This is a genomic window from Verminephrobacter aporrectodeae subsp. tuberculatae, assembly GCF_026127385.1.
Classification (GTDB): domain Bacteria; phylum Pseudomonadota; class Gammaproteobacteria; order Burkholderiales; family Burkholderiaceae_C; genus Acidovorax; species Acidovorax aporrectodeae.
Genome location: NZ_QZCX01000002.1, coordinates 953,645 through 970,667, shown reverse-complemented (window position 1 = coordinate 970,667; position 17,023 = coordinate 953,645). Strand labels below are relative to the sequence as shown.

General features: G+C 67.2%; 15 protein-coding genes and 1 tRNA gene. 7 read left to right on the top strand and 9 right to left on the bottom strand.

Features of this window, described 5'->3' with window-relative positions; genetic code table 11:
- Positions 1-26 precede the first annotated feature (26 nt).
- The 3 genes from purF to folC form a co-directional block, all read right to left on the bottom strand.
- The gene (gene purF / locus D5041_RS12440; protein WP_265257689.1) at positions 27-1,547 is read right to left on the bottom strand and encodes an amidophosphoribosyltransferase; all 1,521 of its coding nucleotides are present in this window, start codon (positions 1,545-1,547) and stop codon (positions 27-29) included.
- Between the two features lie 100 nt (positions 1,548-1,647).
- On the bottom strand, positions 1,648-2,448 hold the full coding sequence (locus tag D5041_RS12435; protein WP_265257172.1) for an SPOR domain-containing protein: 801 nt from the start codon (positions 2,446-2,448) through the stop codon (positions 1,648-1,650).
- Positions 2,449-2,457: 9 nt separating this feature from the next.
- On the bottom strand, positions 2,458-3,831 hold the full coding sequence (folC, locus tag D5041_RS12430) for a bifunctional tetrahydrofolate synthase/dihydrofolate synthase (RefSeq protein WP_265257173.1): 1,374 nt from the start codon (positions 3,829-3,831) through the stop codon (positions 2,458-2,460).
- A gap of 57 nt (positions 3,832-3,888) precedes the next feature.
- Here folC and D5041_RS12425 point away from each other — a divergent pair, with 57 nt between their 5' ends.
- The 5 genes from D5041_RS12425 (at position 3,889) to D5041_RS12405 (ending at position 8,582) form a co-directional block, all read left to right on the top strand.
- Positions 3,889-4,275, top strand: coding sequence for an arsenate reductase (locus D5041_RS12425; protein WP_265281305.1), 387 nt, complete (start codon positions 3,889-3,891; stop codon positions 4,273-4,275).
- Between the two features lie 110 nt (positions 4,276-4,385).
- Positions 4,386-5,027: a glycine zipper 2TM domain-containing protein gene (locus tag D5041_RS12420; RefSeq protein ID WP_265257175.1), complete on the top strand. Its 642-nt coding sequence runs from the start codon at positions 4,386-4,388 to the stop codon at positions 5,025-5,027.
- Between the two features lie 248 nt (positions 5,028-5,275).
- Entirely contained in the window at positions 5,276-6,178 is a 903-nt protein-coding gene (locus D5041_RS12415; RefSeq protein WP_265257176.1) for an HTD2 family dehydratase, read from the top strand.
- 35 nt (positions 6,179-6,213) lie between these two features.
- Positions 6,214-7,377 carry an acyl-CoA dehydrogenase family protein gene (locus D5041_RS12410; protein ID WP_265281307.1) on the top strand — a complete coding sequence of 388 codons (1,164 nt, stop codon included), beginning with the start codon at positions 6,214-6,216 and terminating at the stop codon, positions 7,375-7,377.
- A gap of 23 nt (positions 7,378-7,400) precedes the next feature.
- A complete protein-coding gene (locus tag D5041_RS12405; RefSeq protein ID WP_265284856.1) occupies positions 7,401-8,582 on the top strand; it encodes a CaiB/BaiF CoA transferase family protein in 1,182 nt (393 codons plus the stop codon).
- Positions 8,583-8,704: 122 nt separating this feature from the next.
- On the opposite strand, the gene D5041_RS12400 is transcribed toward D5041_RS12405, so the two are convergent.
- The 5 genes from D5041_RS12400 to D5041_RS12380 all read right to left on the bottom strand — a co-directional run bounded on the left by D5041_RS12400 (position 8,705) and on the right by D5041_RS12380 (position 12,877).
- Positions 8,705-9,349 carry a 3-oxoacid CoA-transferase subunit B gene (locus D5041_RS12400; protein ID WP_265257179.1) on the bottom strand — a complete coding sequence of 215 codons (645 nt, stop codon included), beginning with the start codon at positions 9,347-9,349 and terminating at the stop codon, positions 8,705-8,707.
- A 36-nt stretch (positions 9,350-9,385) separates the two neighbouring features.
- Positions 9,386-10,093 carry a CoA transferase subunit A gene (locus tag D5041_RS12395; RefSeq protein ID WP_010110084.1) on the bottom strand — a complete coding sequence of 236 codons (708 nt, stop codon included), beginning with the start codon at positions 10,091-10,093 and terminating at the stop codon, positions 9,386-9,388.
- A 93-nt stretch (positions 10,094-10,186) separates the two neighbouring features.
- Positions 10,187-11,110: an NAD(P)-dependent oxidoreductase gene (locus D5041_RS12390; protein WP_010110085.1), complete on the bottom strand. Its 924-nt coding sequence runs from the start codon at positions 11,108-11,110 to the stop codon at positions 10,187-10,189.
- Entirely contained in the window at positions 11,110-11,796 is a 687-nt protein-coding gene (locus D5041_RS12385; protein WP_010110086.1) for an RraA family protein, read from the bottom strand. Before D5041_RS12385 ends, D5041_RS12390 begins: the two co-directional genes overlap by 1 nt.
- Before the next feature lie 79 nt (positions 11,797-11,875).
- The gene (locus D5041_RS12380; RefSeq protein ID WP_010110087.1) at positions 11,876-12,877 is read right to left on the bottom strand and encodes a Bug family tripartite tricarboxylate transporter substrate binding protein; all 1,002 of its coding nucleotides are present in this window, start codon (positions 12,875-12,877) and stop codon (positions 11,876-11,878) included.
- 173 nt (positions 12,878-13,050) lie between these two features.
- Here D5041_RS12380 and D5041_RS12375 point away from each other — a divergent pair, with 173 nt between their 5' ends.
- Together D5041_RS12375 and D5041_RS12370 are read left to right on the top strand one after the other, a co-directional pair.
- Entirely contained in the window at positions 13,051-13,842 is a 792-nt protein-coding gene (locus tag D5041_RS12375; RefSeq protein ID WP_265284855.1) for an IclR family transcriptional regulator, read from the top strand.
- A gap of 65 nt (positions 13,843-13,907) precedes the next feature.
- Positions 13,908-13,983: transfer RNA gene (locus D5041_RS12370), tRNA-Arg, on the top strand.
- 84 nt (positions 13,984-14,067) lie between these two features.
- Here D5041_RS12370 and D5041_RS12365 read toward each other — a convergent pair.
- On the bottom strand, positions 14,068-16,671 hold the full coding sequence (locus D5041_RS12365) for an Ig-like domain-containing protein (RefSeq protein WP_265284854.1): 2,604 nt from the start codon (positions 16,669-16,671) through the stop codon (positions 14,068-14,070).
- Positions 16,672-17,023: the final 352 nt, after the last annotated feature.

Genomic DNA, 17,023 nt, shown 5'->3' with positions numbered 1-17,023 from the left:
TGCGGGGGCCATGCGAATGCGGCGCTTCAAGCCTCTTGTTGCACTTCCTGCGCGTTTGCCAGCGCCAGGCGGGAATAGTCTTCCTCGCCCGTTTCGACGCCGATCCGCCCTTCATTCAGGCTGGCGATGTCCTGCGCCGTGATGTCGCCGGTGACGTAGACGCCGTCGAAGCAGGATGCGTCAAACCCGGCAATGCTGCGGTTCAGCGCGCCCACGGCCTTCTTCATTCCGCCCACGTCCTGGTAGATGAGCGCGTCGCAGCCGATGAGCTGGCGAATCTCTTCGACCGTGCGGCCATGCGCGACGAGTTCGCTGCTGGTCGGCATGTCGATGCCGTACACGTTGGGATAGCGCACCGGGGGCGCGGCGCTCGCCAGGTACACCTTGCGCGCGCCGGCATCGCGCGCCATTTGCACGATCTCGCGGCTCGTGGTGCCGCGCACGATCGAGTCATCGACCAACAGCACGTTGCGGCCCTTGAATTCGCTGGCGATCACGTTGAGCTTCTGGCGCACGGATTTCTTGCGCACGCCCTGCCCGGGCATGATGAAGGTGCGACCCACGTAGCGGTTCTTGACAAAGCCTTCGCGGTAGGGGATTCCCAGCAGATGCGCGAGCTGCGTGGCGCTGGGGCGGCTCGACTCGGGGATCGGGATGACGACGTCGATTTCGTTCGGCGGCACCGTGGACACCACGCGCTTGGCCAGGGTCTCGCCCAGGTTCAGGCGCGCCTGGTAGACCGAGATGCCGTCGAGCACCGAGTCGGGCCGCGCCAGGTACACGAACTCGAAGATGCAGGGGTTGAGCTGCGGGTTCTCGGCGCATTGGCGCGCGTGCACTTGGCCGTCGGGCGTGATGAAGACGGCTTCGCCGGGTGCGATGTCGCGCTCGAAGCATTGCGCCGTGCCCTCCAGCGCCACCGATTCGCTGCCCAGCATCACCGTGCCGTCCTGGCTGCGCCCCATGGCCAGCGGGCGGATGCCGTGCGGGTCGCGAAAGGCCAGCAGACCATGGCCGACGATCAGCGCAATCACGGCGTAGGAGCCCTTGACGCGCCCGTGCACGGCGCGCACCGCAGCGAAGACATCCTCGGGCTGGCGCAGCGGCACGCCGCGGGTGGAGCGCTCGAGCTCGTGCGCAAACACGTTCAGCAGGACTTCCGTGTCGCTTTCGGTGTTCGTGTGGCGGTGGTCGGTCAGGAACAGCTCGGTGCGCAGTTCGCGGGCGTTCGTCAGATTGCCGTTGTGCACCAGCACGATGCCGAACGGTGCGTTCACGTAGAACGGCTGCGCCTCTTCCTCGCTGTAAGCATTGCCTGCCGTGGGGTAGCGCACCTGGCCCAGACCAACGTTGCCTTGCAGCGCGCGCATATTGCGCGTGCGAAACACGTCGCGCACCATGCCCTTGGCCTTGTGCATGAAGAACTTGCGGCCCTGCTGGGTGACGATTCCCGCCGCGTCCTGACCGCGGTGCTGCAGGAGCAGCAAGGCGTCGTAGATCAGCTGGTTCACGGGCGTTGGACTGACGACGCCGACGATTCCGCACATAGTTGATTCCATCCATTTGCAGGAACAGCCCCGCGACAAGAACATCCGACAAGCGCAAAGCGCCTGCCGTCCCGCCCATTGCAGCCTGGGCGGCATGGCGTCAAAGCATCAGCACCGCAGCTGGCAGGTCCAGCGCCTTGACGCGCGCTGCCGCCTTGTCCGCTTCGGCACGGCTGGCATACGGCCCGGCGCGCACCCGGGTACGTTTGCCGCCCCTGGTATCGACCACCTGGGCATAGGTCTTGATCCCTGCGCGCTCCACCTTGAGGCGGACTTCGCGCGCTTTTTCCGTATCCGCAAAAGCCCCCACCTGGACGATGAACCGGCTCTCCTTGGCATCCTTGGCAGAGACGGTGGCGGCCGTTTCGACGCTGCGCCCTTCGAGCAAGGCCCTGACCCGCTCGGAGTCGTCGGGACGCAGCGGCCTGGGTTCGTTCTTCGCCTCGGGCTTGGGCGCTGCGGCCACGGCCGGCGCAGGCTTGGAGGCCGCCGGACGGGGAGCCGGCAGCAGTTGTTCTTCGCCGTTCGCAAGACCGGTCACGCTGCGCGACGCGGCCGGATGCACGGGGGCGGATGGCTCGTCAACGGAAGCAACCGGGGCCTGCGCTGCGGATGCGGGCGCCGCCAGGGGCGCGACCTGGTTGCGATCCGGGATCTCGATGGGAATATCCACCGCAATCGGCCGGGGCTGGGTATCGAACAGCTGGGGAAAACCGATGACCCCGAGCAACACCAGCAATGCAGCGCCAATCAGGCGATGCCGGGCGCGGCGGCGCATTTCCTCGACGCTCTCGGCCTGTGGGGTGCGCGGACGCCGGGCCGGTTTTTCGGCCTTTTCGACCTTCTCGTCCGCCTGCTGCGCACTCTGGCTACCAGGCCAGCGAAACTTGAAAAATGCCATGGGAGGGAGTTAGGGACTCGTGCGGATCTGCTCGGAGTGGCTCATACGCTCGGATGCTTCACCCGGATGTTTCGCGTGCAGCCGGGGTGTTCCGTCAATCAGCACCCCGCCCACCGTGTAAAACGATCCAAAGACCACGATTCTATCAGCGGGGTCCGCCGCGGCCTGCGCGGCCCGCAGGGCCTGCATCGGGTCTGCGTGCAGGCTCGTCAGGGCAGCGCGGCGGCCGCCCGCCGCCTGGTGCACGGCGTGCCATATCTGCTGCAGCGCCGCGGCGGTCTGCGCGCGCGGGGTCGGCAGGTCGCTGAAGTACCAGCGGTCGATCAAAGGGTCCACCTTGGTCAGCATGCTCTCCAGGTCCTTGTCGGCCATGGCCCCGAAAACCGCGTGCGTCGCGGGGAAGAAGCCCATGGCGTCCAGGTTCGCAGCGAGCGCGGCCATGGCGTGGGGGTTGTGCGCCACGTCCAGCACCAGCGTGGGTTGCCCCGCAACGATCTGGAAGCGGCCGGGCAGTTCGACCATGGCCAGCCCATTGCGCAACGCCTGCGCCGTGATCGGAAGGCGTTCGTGCAAGGCGTCGAACGCAGCCAGCACAGCCGATGCGTTGAGCAGTTGGTTGGCACCGCGCAACGCAGGCTGGGCCAGTCCGGCGTACCGCCGACTGCGGCCCGTCCAACTCCATTGCTGCTTGTCGCCCGAGAAGCCGAAGTCCCGCCCGAAGCGCCAGAGGTCGGCACCGATCTGCGCCGCATGATCGGCAATGCTTTGGGGCGCCATGGGGTCGCCGACGATCACGGGACGGCCCGCGCGCATGATTCCCGCCTTCTCGCGGCCAATGCTCTCGCGGTCGGGTCCGAGATATTCCGTGTGGTCGATGTCGATGCTGGTGATGACGGCGCAGTCGGCGTCGATGATGTTGGTGGCGTCCAGACGCCCGCCCAGCCCGACCTCCAAAATCGCCACATCCAGCCGCGATTGGCTCATCAGGTGCAAGATTGCCAACGTGGTGAACTCGAAATAGGTGAGCGACACCACCGCTGCGCCAGCGCGCGTTCTGGCCTGCTCCACGGCTTCGAAATGCGCCAGCAGATCCGCCGCGGCGACGACTTCACCCTGGATGCGGCAACGCTCCTCAAAATGCACGAGATGCGGCGAACTGTACACGCCGCTGCGGTACCCGGCCTGCAGCGCCACCGCCTCGAGCATGGCGCAGGTCGACCCCTTGCCATTGGTTCCCGCGACGGTGATCACCGGGCAGTCGAAACGCAGCGCCATGCGGTGCGCGACCTCGCGGATACGGTCCAGGCCCATGTCGATTCCCAGGGGATGAAGCTGCTCGCAATGCTGCAACCAAGCTTCGAGCGTGTGGATTACGGTAGGCATATGGCCGGGGATTGTCGCCGAAGCCGCAGTCCCCATTTTTCGCGCATGATGCGCGGCATGACGAACCCACGCATCACTGTCTACGGCATCACGAACTGCGACAGCGTCAAAAAATCCCGCGCCTGGTTCGTGCAGCAGGGGCTCGAGCACCAGTTCCATGATTTCAAAAAACAGGGTGTCCCGGCGTCCCGACTACCCGGCTGGATGGCCGCCATTGGCTGGGAAAAACTGCTCAATCGCCAGGGCAACACCTGGCGCAAGCTCGGGCCCGACATCCAGGCGGCGATCCAGGGCGAGGAAAGCGCCAGCGCCTTGGTGCAGGAACAGCCCAGCGTCATCAAACGCCCCGTGGTGGAGTGGCAGATCGGGGAACACACGCATGTCTGCGCGGGTTTTGCGCCCGATCAGTGGCGGGCCTGGATCAATCTGGCGTCCGGCGCCTGAAACCGGACACTTGGGATGGAGAAATGACACAGATTGCACAAATCCCCCCTGAGGGACTAAACTTTTCGTCACCCTGATGCGTTATGCATCGACCACAAAGGAGTTGTTCCATGAAAAGGATCATCATTTTTTCCACCATCGCGGCCACCGCCGCCGTGGCCGGCGCGCAGGAAATGGGACGGGTGCTCTCGGTCACGCCCGTCGTACAGTCGGTCGCCATTCCCCGGCAGGTGTGCGGCACCGAGAGCGTATACAACGGCAACCGCACCAGCGGCGCCGGCGCGGTGCTCGGTGCGATTGCGGGCGGCGCCGCGGGCAATGCCGTCGGCAAGGGCACCGGGCGTGCCGCGGCAACCGTCATCGGGGTGCTCGGCGGAGCGGCACTCGGCAACCATATCGAGGGGGGCCGACCCCAGTACCAGGACGTGCAGCGCTGCACGACGGATACGTATTACGAGAACCGTACCGTCGGCTACGACGTGGTCTATGAGTACGCCGGGCAGCAGTACACCACGCGCACGCAGAACGATCCGGGCCGCTGGATTGCCCTGAGCGTGCGGCCCACGGGCCAGTCCTACGCCCCACCGCCGCCGGTGAGCTACGCCCCCCCACCCGTGATCTACAACCAGTCCGGCATGCTGGCCCCGCCCGTGGTCCTGTCCGCCCCGCCCGTCACGGTGATCGAATACGGCTACGACAGCGGGCGGCCCTACTACCCGCACCGCCCCCCCCACAACCCCTACTGGCGCTAAGCCAGCGTTCATCCCGCCCCCTGCCCTGCTCCGGGGCGGCGGGATGAATGGGTCCAGCGCTTGGTCCGTGCGCTGGCCCGCAAATATTGCCCCCCTTTTTCGGGCTGCCCCGATTGCGGCAACGCCGCCAGCAGTTTTTGTGCTGATGGGTCTTGCGCGCCCGACGGCGCGGGCCTTTGCCAAAACCAAAGGCCGGTTTTCAAAAACAGGGATTGCACGCAAACCGGTGTTGCCCGACGATTCCTGTCATGCCATCGAACGCACCCGCACCCGGCAATCCTCCCCCGCGCATCGACGCCGCTTTGCTCGCGCAGTTGCAAACCTGGCAAGGGCGCACCGAAACATGCTGCGATACCTTCCACGACGCCCCGGTGCGCGGCCTGTCGGCGACGCTCGACCGCGATGACCCGGCGCCGCAGGCCGGCGCCCCGCTGGCGCCGCTATGGCACTGGCTGTACTTTCTGCCGCAGCCCAGACACAGCGGGATCGGCCCCGACGGCCATCCACTGCGCGGCGGCTTTCTGCCCCCGGTGCCGTTGCCGCGCCGCATGTGGGCCGGAGGGCGCCTGCACTGGCAGGCCGGCAACCCGCTGCGCGTGGGGGACGTGGTCGAACGCCGCTCGTGCATCGCGTCGGTCACGCACAAGGCGGGACGCACGGGCGATCTGCTCTTCGTGCTGGTGCGCCATGCACTGCACAACGCGGCCGGCTTGGCGCTGACCGAAGAGCACGACATCGTCTACCGCGCTGCCGCCCGCCCCGGCGAGCCGGCACCCGCGCCCCAGGCGGCCCCGCAGGACGCGGCCTGGCAGCGCGTGGTGGTGCCGGACAGCGTCCTGCTGTTTCGCTACTCGGCGCTCACGTTCAACGGCCACCGCATCCACTACGACCGCCACTACGCGACCGCGGCCGAGGGCTACCCCGGCCTCGTCGTGCACGGCCCGCTGATCGCCACGCTCTTGCTCGACCTGCTGCGCCGTGAAATGCCGCACGCCGTTCCCGCGGGCTTTGCCTTCAAGGCCGTGCGGCCGATGTTCGACCTGCACCCGCTGCACCTGCATGCACGCCCTGCGGCCGACGGACGCAGCGTCGATTTGTGGGCCAGCGACCCCGCAGGCGGGCTGACCATGCAGGCCACGGCCACCCTCTGACTGACACCCTTGCCAATGACTGTTCCCCATCCCCCATGATTGCTCCCCCCGATGACAGCTACCAGGACCTGCGCGACGCCGTGCGCGCCCTGTGCGCCGAGTTTCCCGACGAATACCACCGCAAGATCGATGCGCAGCGTGCCTACCCCGAGGCCTTTGTCGATGCGCTGACCCGCGCCGGCTGGATGGCCGCGCTGATCCCGCAGGAATACGGTGGCTCCGGCCTGGGGCTGACCGAAGCCTCGGTGATCATGGAGGAGATCAACCGCAGCGGCGGCAACTCGGGTGCCTGCCACGGCCAGATGTACAACATGGGCACGCTGCTGCGCCATGGGTCCACGGCGCAAAAGGATCTGTACCTGCCGAAAATCGCCCGCGGTGAATGGCGCCTGCAGTCCATGGGCGTGACCGAGCCCGGCACCGGGACCGACACCACCAGGATCCGGACCAGCGCCGTAAAAAAGGGCGCGCACTATGTGATCAATGGCCAGAAGGTCTGGATCTCGCGCGTGCAGCATTCGGACTGGATGATCCTGCTGGCGCGCACCACGCCGCTGGCCGAGGTGCGCAAGAAATCCGAAGGCATGTCGATCTTCATGGTCGATTTGCGCCAGGCCGAGCGCTCGGGAATGACGGTGCGCCCGATCCCGAACATGGTCAACCACGAGACCAACGAGCTGTTCTTCGAGAACCTGGAAATCCCGGCGGAGAACCTGATCGGCGCGGAGGGCCAGGGCTTTCGCTACATCCTCGACGGCCTGAACGCCGAGCGCACGCTGATTGCTGCCGAGTGCATTGGCGACGGCTACTGGTTCATCGACCGCGTCACCCGGTACGCGAAGGAGCGCAATGTGTTCGGCCGCCCCATCGGGCAAAATCAGGGCGTGCAGTTTCCGATTTCCGAAGCCTTCATCGAGCTTGAGGCCGCGAACCTCATGCGCTGGAAAGCCTGTGCGCTATTCGACGCGCACCGGCCCTGCGGCGCCGAGGCGAACATGGCCAAGTACCTCGCGGCCAAGGCCAGCTGGGAGGCGGCGAACGTCTGCATCCAGTACCACGGCGGTTTCGGATTTGCCTGCGAATACGATGTGGAGCGCAAGTTCCGCGAAACCCGCCTGTACCAAGTGGCGCCGATCTCCACGAACCTCATCCACGCCTACGTGGCCGAGCACGTTCTCGGGCTGCCACGTTCGTTCTGACCGTTTCATACCGAGGCTGCCGAATGCGCCGTCCCCTGGAAGACATCACCGTCGTATCGCTTGAGCACGCGATTGCGGCACCGTTTTGCACGCGCCAGCTGGCCGACCTGGGCGCGCGCGTCATCAAGGTCGAGCGCCCGGGAAGCGGCGACTTTGCACGCGCCTACGACGCCCGCGTCAAGGGCCAGTCGTCGCACTTCGTGTGGACCAACCGCTCCAAGGAGAGCCTGGCGCTCGACCTCAAGCACCCCGAGGCGCTGGCCGCGCTGCGCACGCTGCTCGGCCAGGCCGACGTACTGGTACAGAACCTGGCGCCCGGCGCCGCCGCGCGCATGGGCCTGTGCTACGAGGCGCTGCACGCCAGCCACCCGCGCCTGATCGTGTGCGACATCTCGGGCTACGGCGCGGATGGCCCGTACCGCGACAAAAAAGCCTACGACCTGCTGATCCAGAGCGAGGCCGGCTTTCTGTCGGTCACCGGAACACCCGAGGAGCCGAGCAAGGCTGGCAGCTCGGTGGCCGACATTGCTGCGGGAATGTACGCCTACACGAGCATTCTGTCGGCGCTGCTGCTGCGCGGGCACACGGGCGAGGGCAGCCACATCGACGTCTCGATGCTCGAATCGCTGGCCGAGTGGATGGGCTACCCGATGTACTACGCCTTCGATGGCGCCGCCCCCCCCGCGCGCTCGGGCGCGGCCCACGCCAGCATCTACCCCTACGGGCCGTTCGAGGCGGGCGACGGCGGCAGCGTGATGCTGGGCCTGCAAAACGAGCGCGAGTGGCAGACGTTCTGCTCCGGGGTACTGCGCCAGCCGGCGCTGGCCACGGACCCGCGCTTTGCCAGCAACGCCCAGCGCAGCGCCCAGCGCACCGAACTGCGCGCCGTGATCCTGCAAGCCTTTGCCGCGCTGACGACCGACGAATTGCTGCAGCGGCTCGACGCCGCGCAGATCGCCAACGCGCGTGTCAACGACATGGCGGGCCTGTGGGCGCACCCGCAGTTGGCCGCGCGCGGGCGCTGGCAGGACGTGCACACGCCCGCCGGCGAAGTGCCCGCGCTGCTGCCGCCGGGGCGCAGCAACCGCTTCGACTGCCGCATGGACCCGGTTCCCGCCGTGGGCCAGCACACCGAAAGCATTCTGCGCGCGCTGGGCCTGGACGACGCCGCCCTGGCGCGGCTGCGCGCGGACGCGGCGATCTGATCCCCTGCATCGCAGGGCGGTGTGCTCAACGGCTCGGTGTTCCACCCGGTGGCGGCGGCGCTGGCCATTGGCACGGCCGGTCGCGCTCAGGGCGCGTCAGATGCTACTGGCTTGCGCGGGAGTTATTGGCTGATCAGCGCCACGCCGGTCTTGGCTTGCAGGGCTTCAAAGTCCACGCCTGGCGCCAGTTCCACCACCCGGATGCCCTGCGGCGTCACGTCCATGACGGCCAGGTCGGTGATGATGCGATCGACCACGCCCACGCCTGTCAGGGGCAGCGTGCATTCGGGCAGGATCTTCAGGTCTTCGCTGCCGTCCTTCTTGCGCGCCACATGCTCCATGAGAACGATCACGCGCTTGACGCCCGCCACCAAGTCCATGGCGCCCCCCATGCCCTTGACCAGCTTGCCGGGGATCATCCAGTTCGCCAGATCGCCCTTTTCGCTGACCTGCATGGCGCCCAGGATGGACAGGTTGATCTTGCCGCCGCGGATCATGGCAAAGCTCTCGTGGCTGCCAAAGATCGACGATCCCTTGATCGTGGTCACGGTCTGCTTGCCGGCGTTGATCAGGTCGGCGTCAACCTCGTCTTCGATGGGAAACGGACCGATTCCCAGCATGCCGTTTTCGGACTGCAACCACACCTCCTTGTCGGCGGGAACGAAGTTCGCCACCAGCGTGGGAATGCCGATTCCCAGATTCACGTAAAAGCCGTCTTCGAGTTCACGCGCGGCGCGCGCGGCCATTTGGTCTTGACTCCAGGACATAGGTCTTTCTCCGGATGAATGGGTGGGTGGCGCTCTTCAAACGCCCGCCTTTTCCGTGATCGTGCGCTTTTCGATGCGCTTTTCGGGATGCGGGTTGTGCACGATGCGCTGCACGTAGATTCCGGGCAGGTGGACTTGGTCCGGCGCGATGGCACCCGTCTCCACAACTTCTTCGACTTCGACGATGCAGACCTTTCCCGCCATGGCGACTGCGGGGTTGAAGTTGCGCGCCGTGAGACGGAACTGCAAGTTGCCCGCCTTGTCGGCGCGGTGCGCCTTGACCAGCGCCACATCGGGCAGCAGCGCGCGCTCCAGGACATAGGTGACGCCGTCGAATTCGCGCAGTTCCTTGCCCTCGGCGACCATGGTGCCGACACCGGTCCTGGTGAAGAAAGCGGGGATTCCGGCGCCGCCGGCGCGCAGCTTTTCGGCCAGCGTTCCCTGGGGGGTGAATTCGAGCTCCAGTTCGCCCGCCAGGTACTGGCGCTCGAACTCCTTGTTTTCGCCCACGTAGGAGGCGATCATCTTTTTGATCTGGCGGGTTTCGAGCAGCTTGCCCAAGCCAAAGCCATCCACCCCGGCGTTGTTCGAAATCACGCAGAGATTGCGCACGCCCGAATCGCGCAGAGCGTCGATCAGTGCCTCGGGAATGCCGCAGAGGCCGAAGCCGCCCACTGCAATGAGTTGACCGTCAGCCACCACGTCCTCGAGGGCCTCGACCGCACAGGGAAACAACTTGTTCACCACGACCTCCTTGTGAATCCGGACAGGCGGCGATTTCCGTCCCGGGCTTGGTCCGCCGGGATGATAGCCCAACAGGCGCCCCTGACCCGGGATCTACCGCCCCCGGGCGCGCAGCACGCTCAGCAGGTTCTGCGCTGCGCCGACGCCCATGTTCACGTAGGCCTCGTGGGTCACCCCGCCAATGTGCGGACTGAGGATGAAGTTCTTCTCGCCGCGAAACGGATGGCCCGCGACCATGGGCTCGACCGCGAAGCTGTCCAGGCCCGCCATGGCCACCTGGCCGCTGCGCACGGCGGCGAGCAACGCCGCCTCGTCGATCAGGGCGCCGCGCGCGGTGTTGATCACGATCACGCCGCGCCGGCAACGCGCCAGGGTCTGCGCGTCGAGCAGGCCCCGGGTCTCGTCGGTCAGCGGACAGTGCAGCGAGATCGCGTCGGCCTCGCGCCAGATCGTCTCCAGGTCCACTACTTGCACGCCGTCCGGAATTTCCCGGGCAAAAGGATCGTAGCCCAGGACCCGCATTCCGAGCGCGCCGGCCAGCCGCGCAAAGCGCCGGCCAATGGCCCCCAGACCCAGCACGCCGATGCTGCGCCCGCCCAGTTCGAGGCTCTTGTGGACCGCCTTGTCCCAGTGCCCCGCGTGCATGCGCGCGTCCAACGCCACCACCGATTTGGCGCAGGCCAGCAGCAGCGCCAGCGCCTGCTCGGCGACCGCGGCCGCATTCGCGCCCGCCGCGGCCAGCACCCCGATGCCGCGCGCCCCGGCCGCGACCTTGTCGATGCTGTCGGTGCCGCTGCCGTGCTTGGAGATCACCTGGAGCGCCGGCGCGGCGTCCATCGCCGCCGCTCCCACGCTGCCGTAGCGCACGATGATGGCCACGGGGTCGTGCTTGCGGCACAACTGCACCAGGTCCTCCTCGGTCGGCGCCCGGCCGGCGTAGACGATTGCGAAATCCCCGAGCAAGGCCAGCGCCTGCGGCGCGAGATCGGCGCCGGTGACCAGGATGGTCGCGCGCATCACAGCGTCTCTTGCGGCCCGAGCACACCGGCGGCGCGCAGGGCGTCCGGCAGCCATGGCGCCGCGGTCTCGCCGCGCGCGATGGCCGCGATGCGCGCGGCCTCGTCCGCCAGCTTGCTCTGGGCCAGGGCCATCAGCGCCGGGGCCTTGGCGCGCTCGACGACCACCACGCCATCGGCATCGCCCACGACCAGATCGCCCGCATGGACCACCACGCCGCCCGCGCTGACGGGGTGGTTGATGCGGCCGGGAACCCGCTTCGTCGGCCCGGTCGGATTGAAGCCGATGCCAAACACCGGGAAGCCGAGTTCCAGCAGTTCCAGCCTGTCGCGCACGGCGCCGTCGAGCACCACGCCGGCGAGGCCACGCTGCTTGCAGGCGCTCAGCATGAGCATTCCCATGAGCGCCGACGTCAGGTCGCCCTTGCCGTCGATCACGAGCACGTCGCCCGGCTGGGCCAGGGCAATCGCAGCATGGATCATGAGGTTGTCGCCGGGGCGCACCTCCACGGTAAAGGCCGGGCCGGCCATCTTCATGGACGGGTGCACGGGGGCCACGCGGCCGTGCATGGCGCCGCGGCGGCCCGCCACGTCGCAAAGAATGGCCGCCTGGAAGGCAGCGGCTTGCCGTACCACGTCGGCGCCCACGCGCTCGATGCTGCGGATGATTTCAGGGAGTTGGCTCATGGCGCGAAGGGATGAGAAGAAAAAAAGGAAGGGGGTAGAGCGGATGAGAACGAGACGGCGGGCACGCGCGCGCAGCGCCTCAATCCAGACTGGCGCCGGAGGCTTTGACGATCTTGCCCCAGCGCAGCATCTCGGCAGCAAGAAACTGCGCGAACTTCTCGGACGTTCCGCCCAACACGTCACCGCCTTCGGAGCGCAGCTTGTGCGCCACGTCGGGCTGCTGCAAGGCCCGGTTGATGACCTGGTTGAGCTGGTCCACGATGGGCGCCGGCGTGCCGGCGGGCGCCAGAACACCAAACCAGGTGACCGCATCAAAACCCTTGTGGCCGGACTCGGCGAGCGTGGGGGTCTCCGGCAACTGGGCCGAGCGCTGCGCCGAAGTGACCACGATGGCGCGCAGCTTGCCGTTGCGCACCTGCCCGAGCAGGGTGGGAACGGACGACATGTACAGGTCGATCTGCCCGCCCACGAGGTCCGTCATGGCCTGCGCCGCGCCCTTGTAGGGAATGTGGCGCAGCCGGATCCCCGCCGCACTCTGCGCCAGTTCACCCGCCAGGTGCGCCACCGTGCCATTGCCGGAATAGCCCAGCGTCACGCTGTCGGGCCGGGCCTTGGCCGCCGCCACGACGTCGGCAAAGCGCTTGTAGGGCGAGCCCACGGGCGCCGCCATGACGATCGGCGAGGAAGACACCAGCGCCACGGGAACCAGGTCCTTGAGCGGGTTATAGGGCAGCTTGGCGTGGAGCGCGGGATTGATCGCCAGATTGCTGGTCTGGCCCAACACCAGCGTGTAGCCATCGGGCGAGGACTTGGCGGCGGCGTCCATCCCCAGGTTGCCGCCAGCACCCGGGCGGTTGTCGACGATCACGTTCCACTGGTTCTGGTCGGCCATCTTCTGCGCCAGGGTGCGCGCAATCATGTCGGTTCCGCCCCCCGGGGGGAAAGGCACTATGAGGCGGATGGGCTTGTTCGGATACACCGCCTGGGCTTGCACGCCGGCGGCCGGCAGCACGGCGGCTGCCAGACCCAGCACCAGGGCGCACAAGCGCGGGTCGAGGGAACGCAAAAAGGAAATCGGCATAGGTATGGTCCGTGTGAAAGATAGGGAAAGATCGGAAAAAGGCATTGCCTGCGGTTGGCGCCGCCGCCTCGGACGCAACTGTAGGCAGATGTGTCCCTGCCTACAATCGTGTTCCGCACCATGCAACATGCTGGACCATGAGCAATCGCGCCCGAATCCGCCGGCCTGCCGCCATGCCCGCCGATTCCGACCCGGCAACGGGCGCGCTGCACCGCGCGCCCCCGACCGGCGCGGAACCTGCGGACGGCCCTGGCGGCGTGATTGCCGTCACCCGCGCCCTGCAACTGCTGGATGCGTTTGCGCTCGGCGAGTCCTGCCTGTCGCTGGCCGCGCTGAGCCGCCGCTGCGGGCTGCACCGGAGCACGGTACTGCGCCTGGCGCGCACGCTGGCGCGCTCCGGCTTCATGGTGCAGCGCGAGGACGGCGACTGGCGCCTGGGCCCCGCTGCGGGCTGGCTGGGCGCGCGCTACCAGGCGGGCTTCGACGTGCAAAACGTCCTGGAGCCCGCGCTGCGCGAACTGACGCAGACCAGCGGAGAGAGCGCCGCCTTCTACGTGCGCGAAGGCCGGCTGCGCACCTGCCTCGTGCGCGTCGAGGGCCCGCAGGCGCTGCGCCAGCACGCGCGCATGGGCGAAGGGCTGCCGCTGGACAGGGGCTCACCGGGGCGCGTGATCCTCGCCTTCTCGGGGGAATCGGGCGCGGCGTATGAGGATATCCGCCGGCGCGGCTACCACTGGTCCATCGGCGAACGCGAACAGGGCGTGGCCACCGTCTCCGCCCCCGTGTTCGGCAGACACGGGCAATTACTGGGTTCGGTCTGCATCTCGGGGCCGGCTGCGCGCCTGCCCGTAGCCAGACTGCACGCGCTGGCACCCGCATTGATCACCGCCGCAAACCGCCTGTCATACGCGCTTTCGGGCAGCGCCACCGCGCCCACGGTGCGGGCCAGCCACTGGCATCCGTGAAACCGTCCAAGGACCAGGCAGCCGCCCGCCGCGTGCGATAATCCGGCGCTTTCCGGCACGGTCATGCGGCTGTAGCTCAGTGGATAGAGTATTGGCCTCCGAAGCCAAGGGTCGTGGGTTCGATCCCCGCCAGCCGCACCAGATCTTCCATCCAGCCCGGGCACCGCCCCACCGCCACCGGAGAGGCCCCGGTGTCCACGCAGGGCTTGGCGCGCCACAGGTCCGTCAGAACCAGAACCACCCAAACAGCCCCACATCGGACGCATGCCCGACGATGTGCAACGGCATGCGCGCCGCCGCGGCCCCGGAGGCGGTAATGACGCCGTCGGCTTGGCCGTCGGCGTCGTACTCGCCGCCATCGGTGATCTGGAAGTCCAGCCTGAGCCGATCGCCTTCCAGCACCATCTTGCCGCCGTAGGGGCTGCTGGCCAGGTTCACCCAGGTGCCGCTTTGGTTCTGCACCCAGTATCCGTTGACTCCCTGCGCCGGGTCCACGTAGAGGCTGAACTTCTCGGTGCGCGTGCCGGCCCCCAACTCCGCCCGGAATTCGGTCAGCCCGATGGGCATCTCCAGCGCTCCGGAATAGTTCGCGGGGGCGTCCTTCTGCTCCAGGCTGGTAATGCGCGTGCCGTTGTCGGCTTTGAGCTTGCCGTTCTGGCTGCCGGCCACCAGGGTGACGCTGGCGTTCGAGCAGACTGCGGATTGTCCGCTGTCCTTGATCCCGTCTCCGTTGCCGTCGCCGGCCACGGTGGCTGCGCCATGGAAGCGGGCAAGGCCACGGACCTGGTCTTCGACGGCGTTGCTCACGCCGTCGTTGTCCGTGTCCTGCGCCGTGTTGTTGCTCACCGACCGGGCGGCAAAGCTGGCCGCGTCGTTGCCCGCTGCATCCTGCGTGGCGTTGGCGTCGTTGCCGGTCGTCGGGTCGGTGTAGGAAACGGTGACGTTCTGGCTGACGGTCACCGCGGTCGTCAGGGTCAGCGTCACGGTCTTGGCGGTGGCATCGACGGCGGTGGCGGTGACAGCGTTCGCCGTGCCGTCGACGAGCACCGTGAAGGCCCCCTTGTCCGCCTTGTGCGTGGCGTCCAGGGTGGTCGCCTCGGTGTAGCTCAGCACCAGGCGATTGCCGTTGACCGTGGCGCCTCTGAGTACGGGCGACTCGGTGTCGGTGGAGTTGACCTCATAGTTGTTGCTGGTCGGACTGCCCGTGGCGGCGTTGCCGGCCCAGTCTTTCACACCGCTGAGGTTGCTCACGCCGATGGCGTTGCTCGCGTCCGTGGCGTTCGCCGTCGGGGTCAGCGTGCCGGTCCAAGTCTGGCCGCCGTCGGTGCTGCGCAGTTCGCTGAGCGTGCCGTTGGGAACGCTCAGGTGGTTCTTGGTAAAGCCCGTGACCTGTTCGTCGAAGGTGAAGGTGACGGTGGTGGTTTTGCCGGCCGTGAGCTGGCTGTCGCTGACCATGATGCGGGTCAGCGCGGGCGCCTTGGTGTCCACGGCGTAGGGCCAGCTCGTGGAATAGTGGCCGGTGGCGGCGTTGCCGTCCGCGTCCGTCACGCCGCTGAGATTGTTCACGCTGATGACGTTGTAGCGCGCCGTGGTGTCGCTCGCCGGGGTCAGCGTGCCGGTCCAGGTCCGGCCGCCGTCGGCGCTGCTCAGTTCGCTCAACGTGCCATTGGGAACGCTCAGGTGCTCCTTGGTCAGGCCGCTCACCGCTTTGCTGAAGGTGATGGTGACGGTAGCGGTCTCGCCAACCTTGAGGGCGCGGTCGTCGATATCGATGCGCGTCAGCCAGGGCGCCGTGCGGTCGTATGGGTTGCCGGGGTAGTTGGTGGAGGGCGTGTAATTCGTCACCGACCGGGCGGCGAAGCTGGCCGCGTCGTTGCCCGCTGCGTCCTGCGTGGCGTTGACGTCGTTGCCGGTCGTCGGGTCGGTGTAGGAGACGGTGACGCGCTGGCCGGAGGTCACGGCGGTCGTCAGGGTCAGCGTCACGATCTTGGCCGTGGCGTCCACGGTGACAGCGGTGACGGCGTTCGCCGTGCCGTCAACGAGCACCGCAAAGGCCCCCTTGTCCGCCGTGTGCGTGGCGTCCAGGGTGGTCGCTTCGGTGTAGCTCAGCACCAGGCGCTTGCCGTTGACCGTGGCGCCTCTGAGTACGGGCGCCTCGGTGTCGGTGGCGTTGACCTCATAGTTGTTGCTGGTCGGACTGCCCGTGGCGGCGTTGCCGGCCCAGTCTTTCACGCCGCTGAGGTTGTTCACGCTGACGGCGTTGCTCGCGTCCGTGACGTTGGCCGTCGGGGTCAGCGTGCCAGTCCAGGTTCGGCCGCCGTCGATGCTGTACAGGTTGCCGAGCGTGCCGTTGGGAACGCTCAGGTGGTTCTTGTTGAAGCCTGTGACCTGTTCGTCGAAGGTAGCAGTGACGGTGGTGGTTTCGCCGGCCGTCAGGTTGTTGTCGCTGACCGTGATGCGGGTCAGCGTGGGCGCCTGGGTGTCAACGGTGTAGGGCATGCTCGTGAAATAGCGGCCGGTGGCGGTGTTGCCGTCCGCGTCCGTCACACCGCTGAGGTTGTTCACGCTGATGACGTTGTAGTGCGCCGTGGTGTTGCTTGCCGGGGTCAGCGTGCCGGTCCAGGTCTGGCCGCCGTCGGTGCTGCGCAGATCGCTGAGCGTGCCGTTGGGAACGCTCAGGTGCTCCTTGGTCAGGCCACTCACCGCTTCGCTGAAGGTCACGGTGACGGTGGTGGTCTCGCCGGCCTTGAGGGTGCGGTCGTCGATGTCGATGCGTAGCAGCCAGGGCGCCGTGCGGTCTCTGAAAACGTAGGTAGGGGGCATTCTCATGGTGCTTTCTCCTTCTGGGTTGGTTTGGGTTGCTGAACTCCGCCTTGGCACCGCCTATCCCCCATGGACGGGGCGCCGGTGATCTTGAGGTTGAGGGGTTGGCGCGCGCGGTGCTGCCCGGGGGCATGGTCCCGCGCCGCAGCGGGGCCCGCCCGCCGGGTCAGTCGGGTGATTCGTCGAATGCCGGAATGTCCAGCGCTGCGCCAACATGGTCTCGAGCAATTGCTTTGCTTATCGAGACACATTAACACATTCCAAAACCGTTGAAATGTAACAGGAAATCAGCGGCGTCTGCTCACTTTTCCTGCATGGCTGCGGTGCAGCGTCCCATTCCGGCGTTGCCTGGTGTCAA

Coding starts and splice junctions, on each gene's coding strand:
- D5041_RS12410 (WP_265281307.1), top strand. CDS start 6,214: ATGATTGCTCCCCCCGATGACAGCTACCAGGACCTGCGCGACGCCGTG.
- D5041_RS12435 (WP_265257172.1), bottom strand. CDS start 2,448: ATGGCATTTTTCAAGTTTCGCTGGCCTGGTAGCCAGAGTGCGCAGCAG.
- D5041_RS12405 (WP_265284856.1), top strand. CDS start 7,401: ATGCGCCGTCCCCTGGAAGACATCACCGTCGTATCGCTTGAGCACGCG.
- D5041_RS12400 (WP_265257179.1), bottom strand. CDS start 9,349: ATGTCCTGGAGTCAAGACCAAATGGCCGCGCGCGCCGCGCGTGAACTC.
- D5041_RS12375 (WP_265284855.1), top strand. CDS start 13,051: ATGCCCGCCGATTCCGACCCGGCAACGGGCGCGCTGCACCGCGCGCCC.
- D5041_RS12420 (WP_265257175.1), top strand. CDS start 4,386: ATGAAAAGGATCATCATTTTTTCCACCATCGCGGCCACCGCCGCCGTG.
- D5041_RS12390 (WP_010110085.1), bottom strand. CDS start 11,110: ATGCGCGCGACCATCCTGGTCACCGGCGCCGATCTCGCGCCGCAGGCG.
- D5041_RS12415 (WP_265257176.1), top strand. CDS start 5,276: ATGCCATCGAACGCACCCGCACCCGGCAATCCTCCCCCGCGCATCGAC.
- D5041_RS12380 (WP_010110087.1), bottom strand. CDS start 12,877: ATGCCGATTTCCTTTTTGCGTTCCCTCGACCCGCGCTTGTGCGCCCTG.
- purF (WP_265257689.1), bottom strand. CDS start 1,547: ATGTGCGGAATCGTCGGCGTCGTCAGTCCAACGCCCGTGAACCAGCTG.
- D5041_RS12385 (WP_010110086.1), bottom strand. CDS start 11,796: ATGAGCCAACTCCCTGAAATCATCCGCAGCATCGAGCGCGTGGGCGCC.
- D5041_RS12365 (WP_265284854.1), bottom strand. CDS start 16,671: ATGAGAATGCCCCCTACCTACGTTTTCAGAGACCGCACGGCGCCCTGG.
- D5041_RS12425 (WP_265281305.1), top strand. CDS start 3,889: ATGACGAACCCACGCATCACTGTCTACGGCATCACGAACTGCGACAGC.
- folC (WP_265257173.1), bottom strand. CDS start 3,831: ATGCCTACCGTAATCCACACGCTCGAAGCTTGGTTGCAGCATTGCGAG.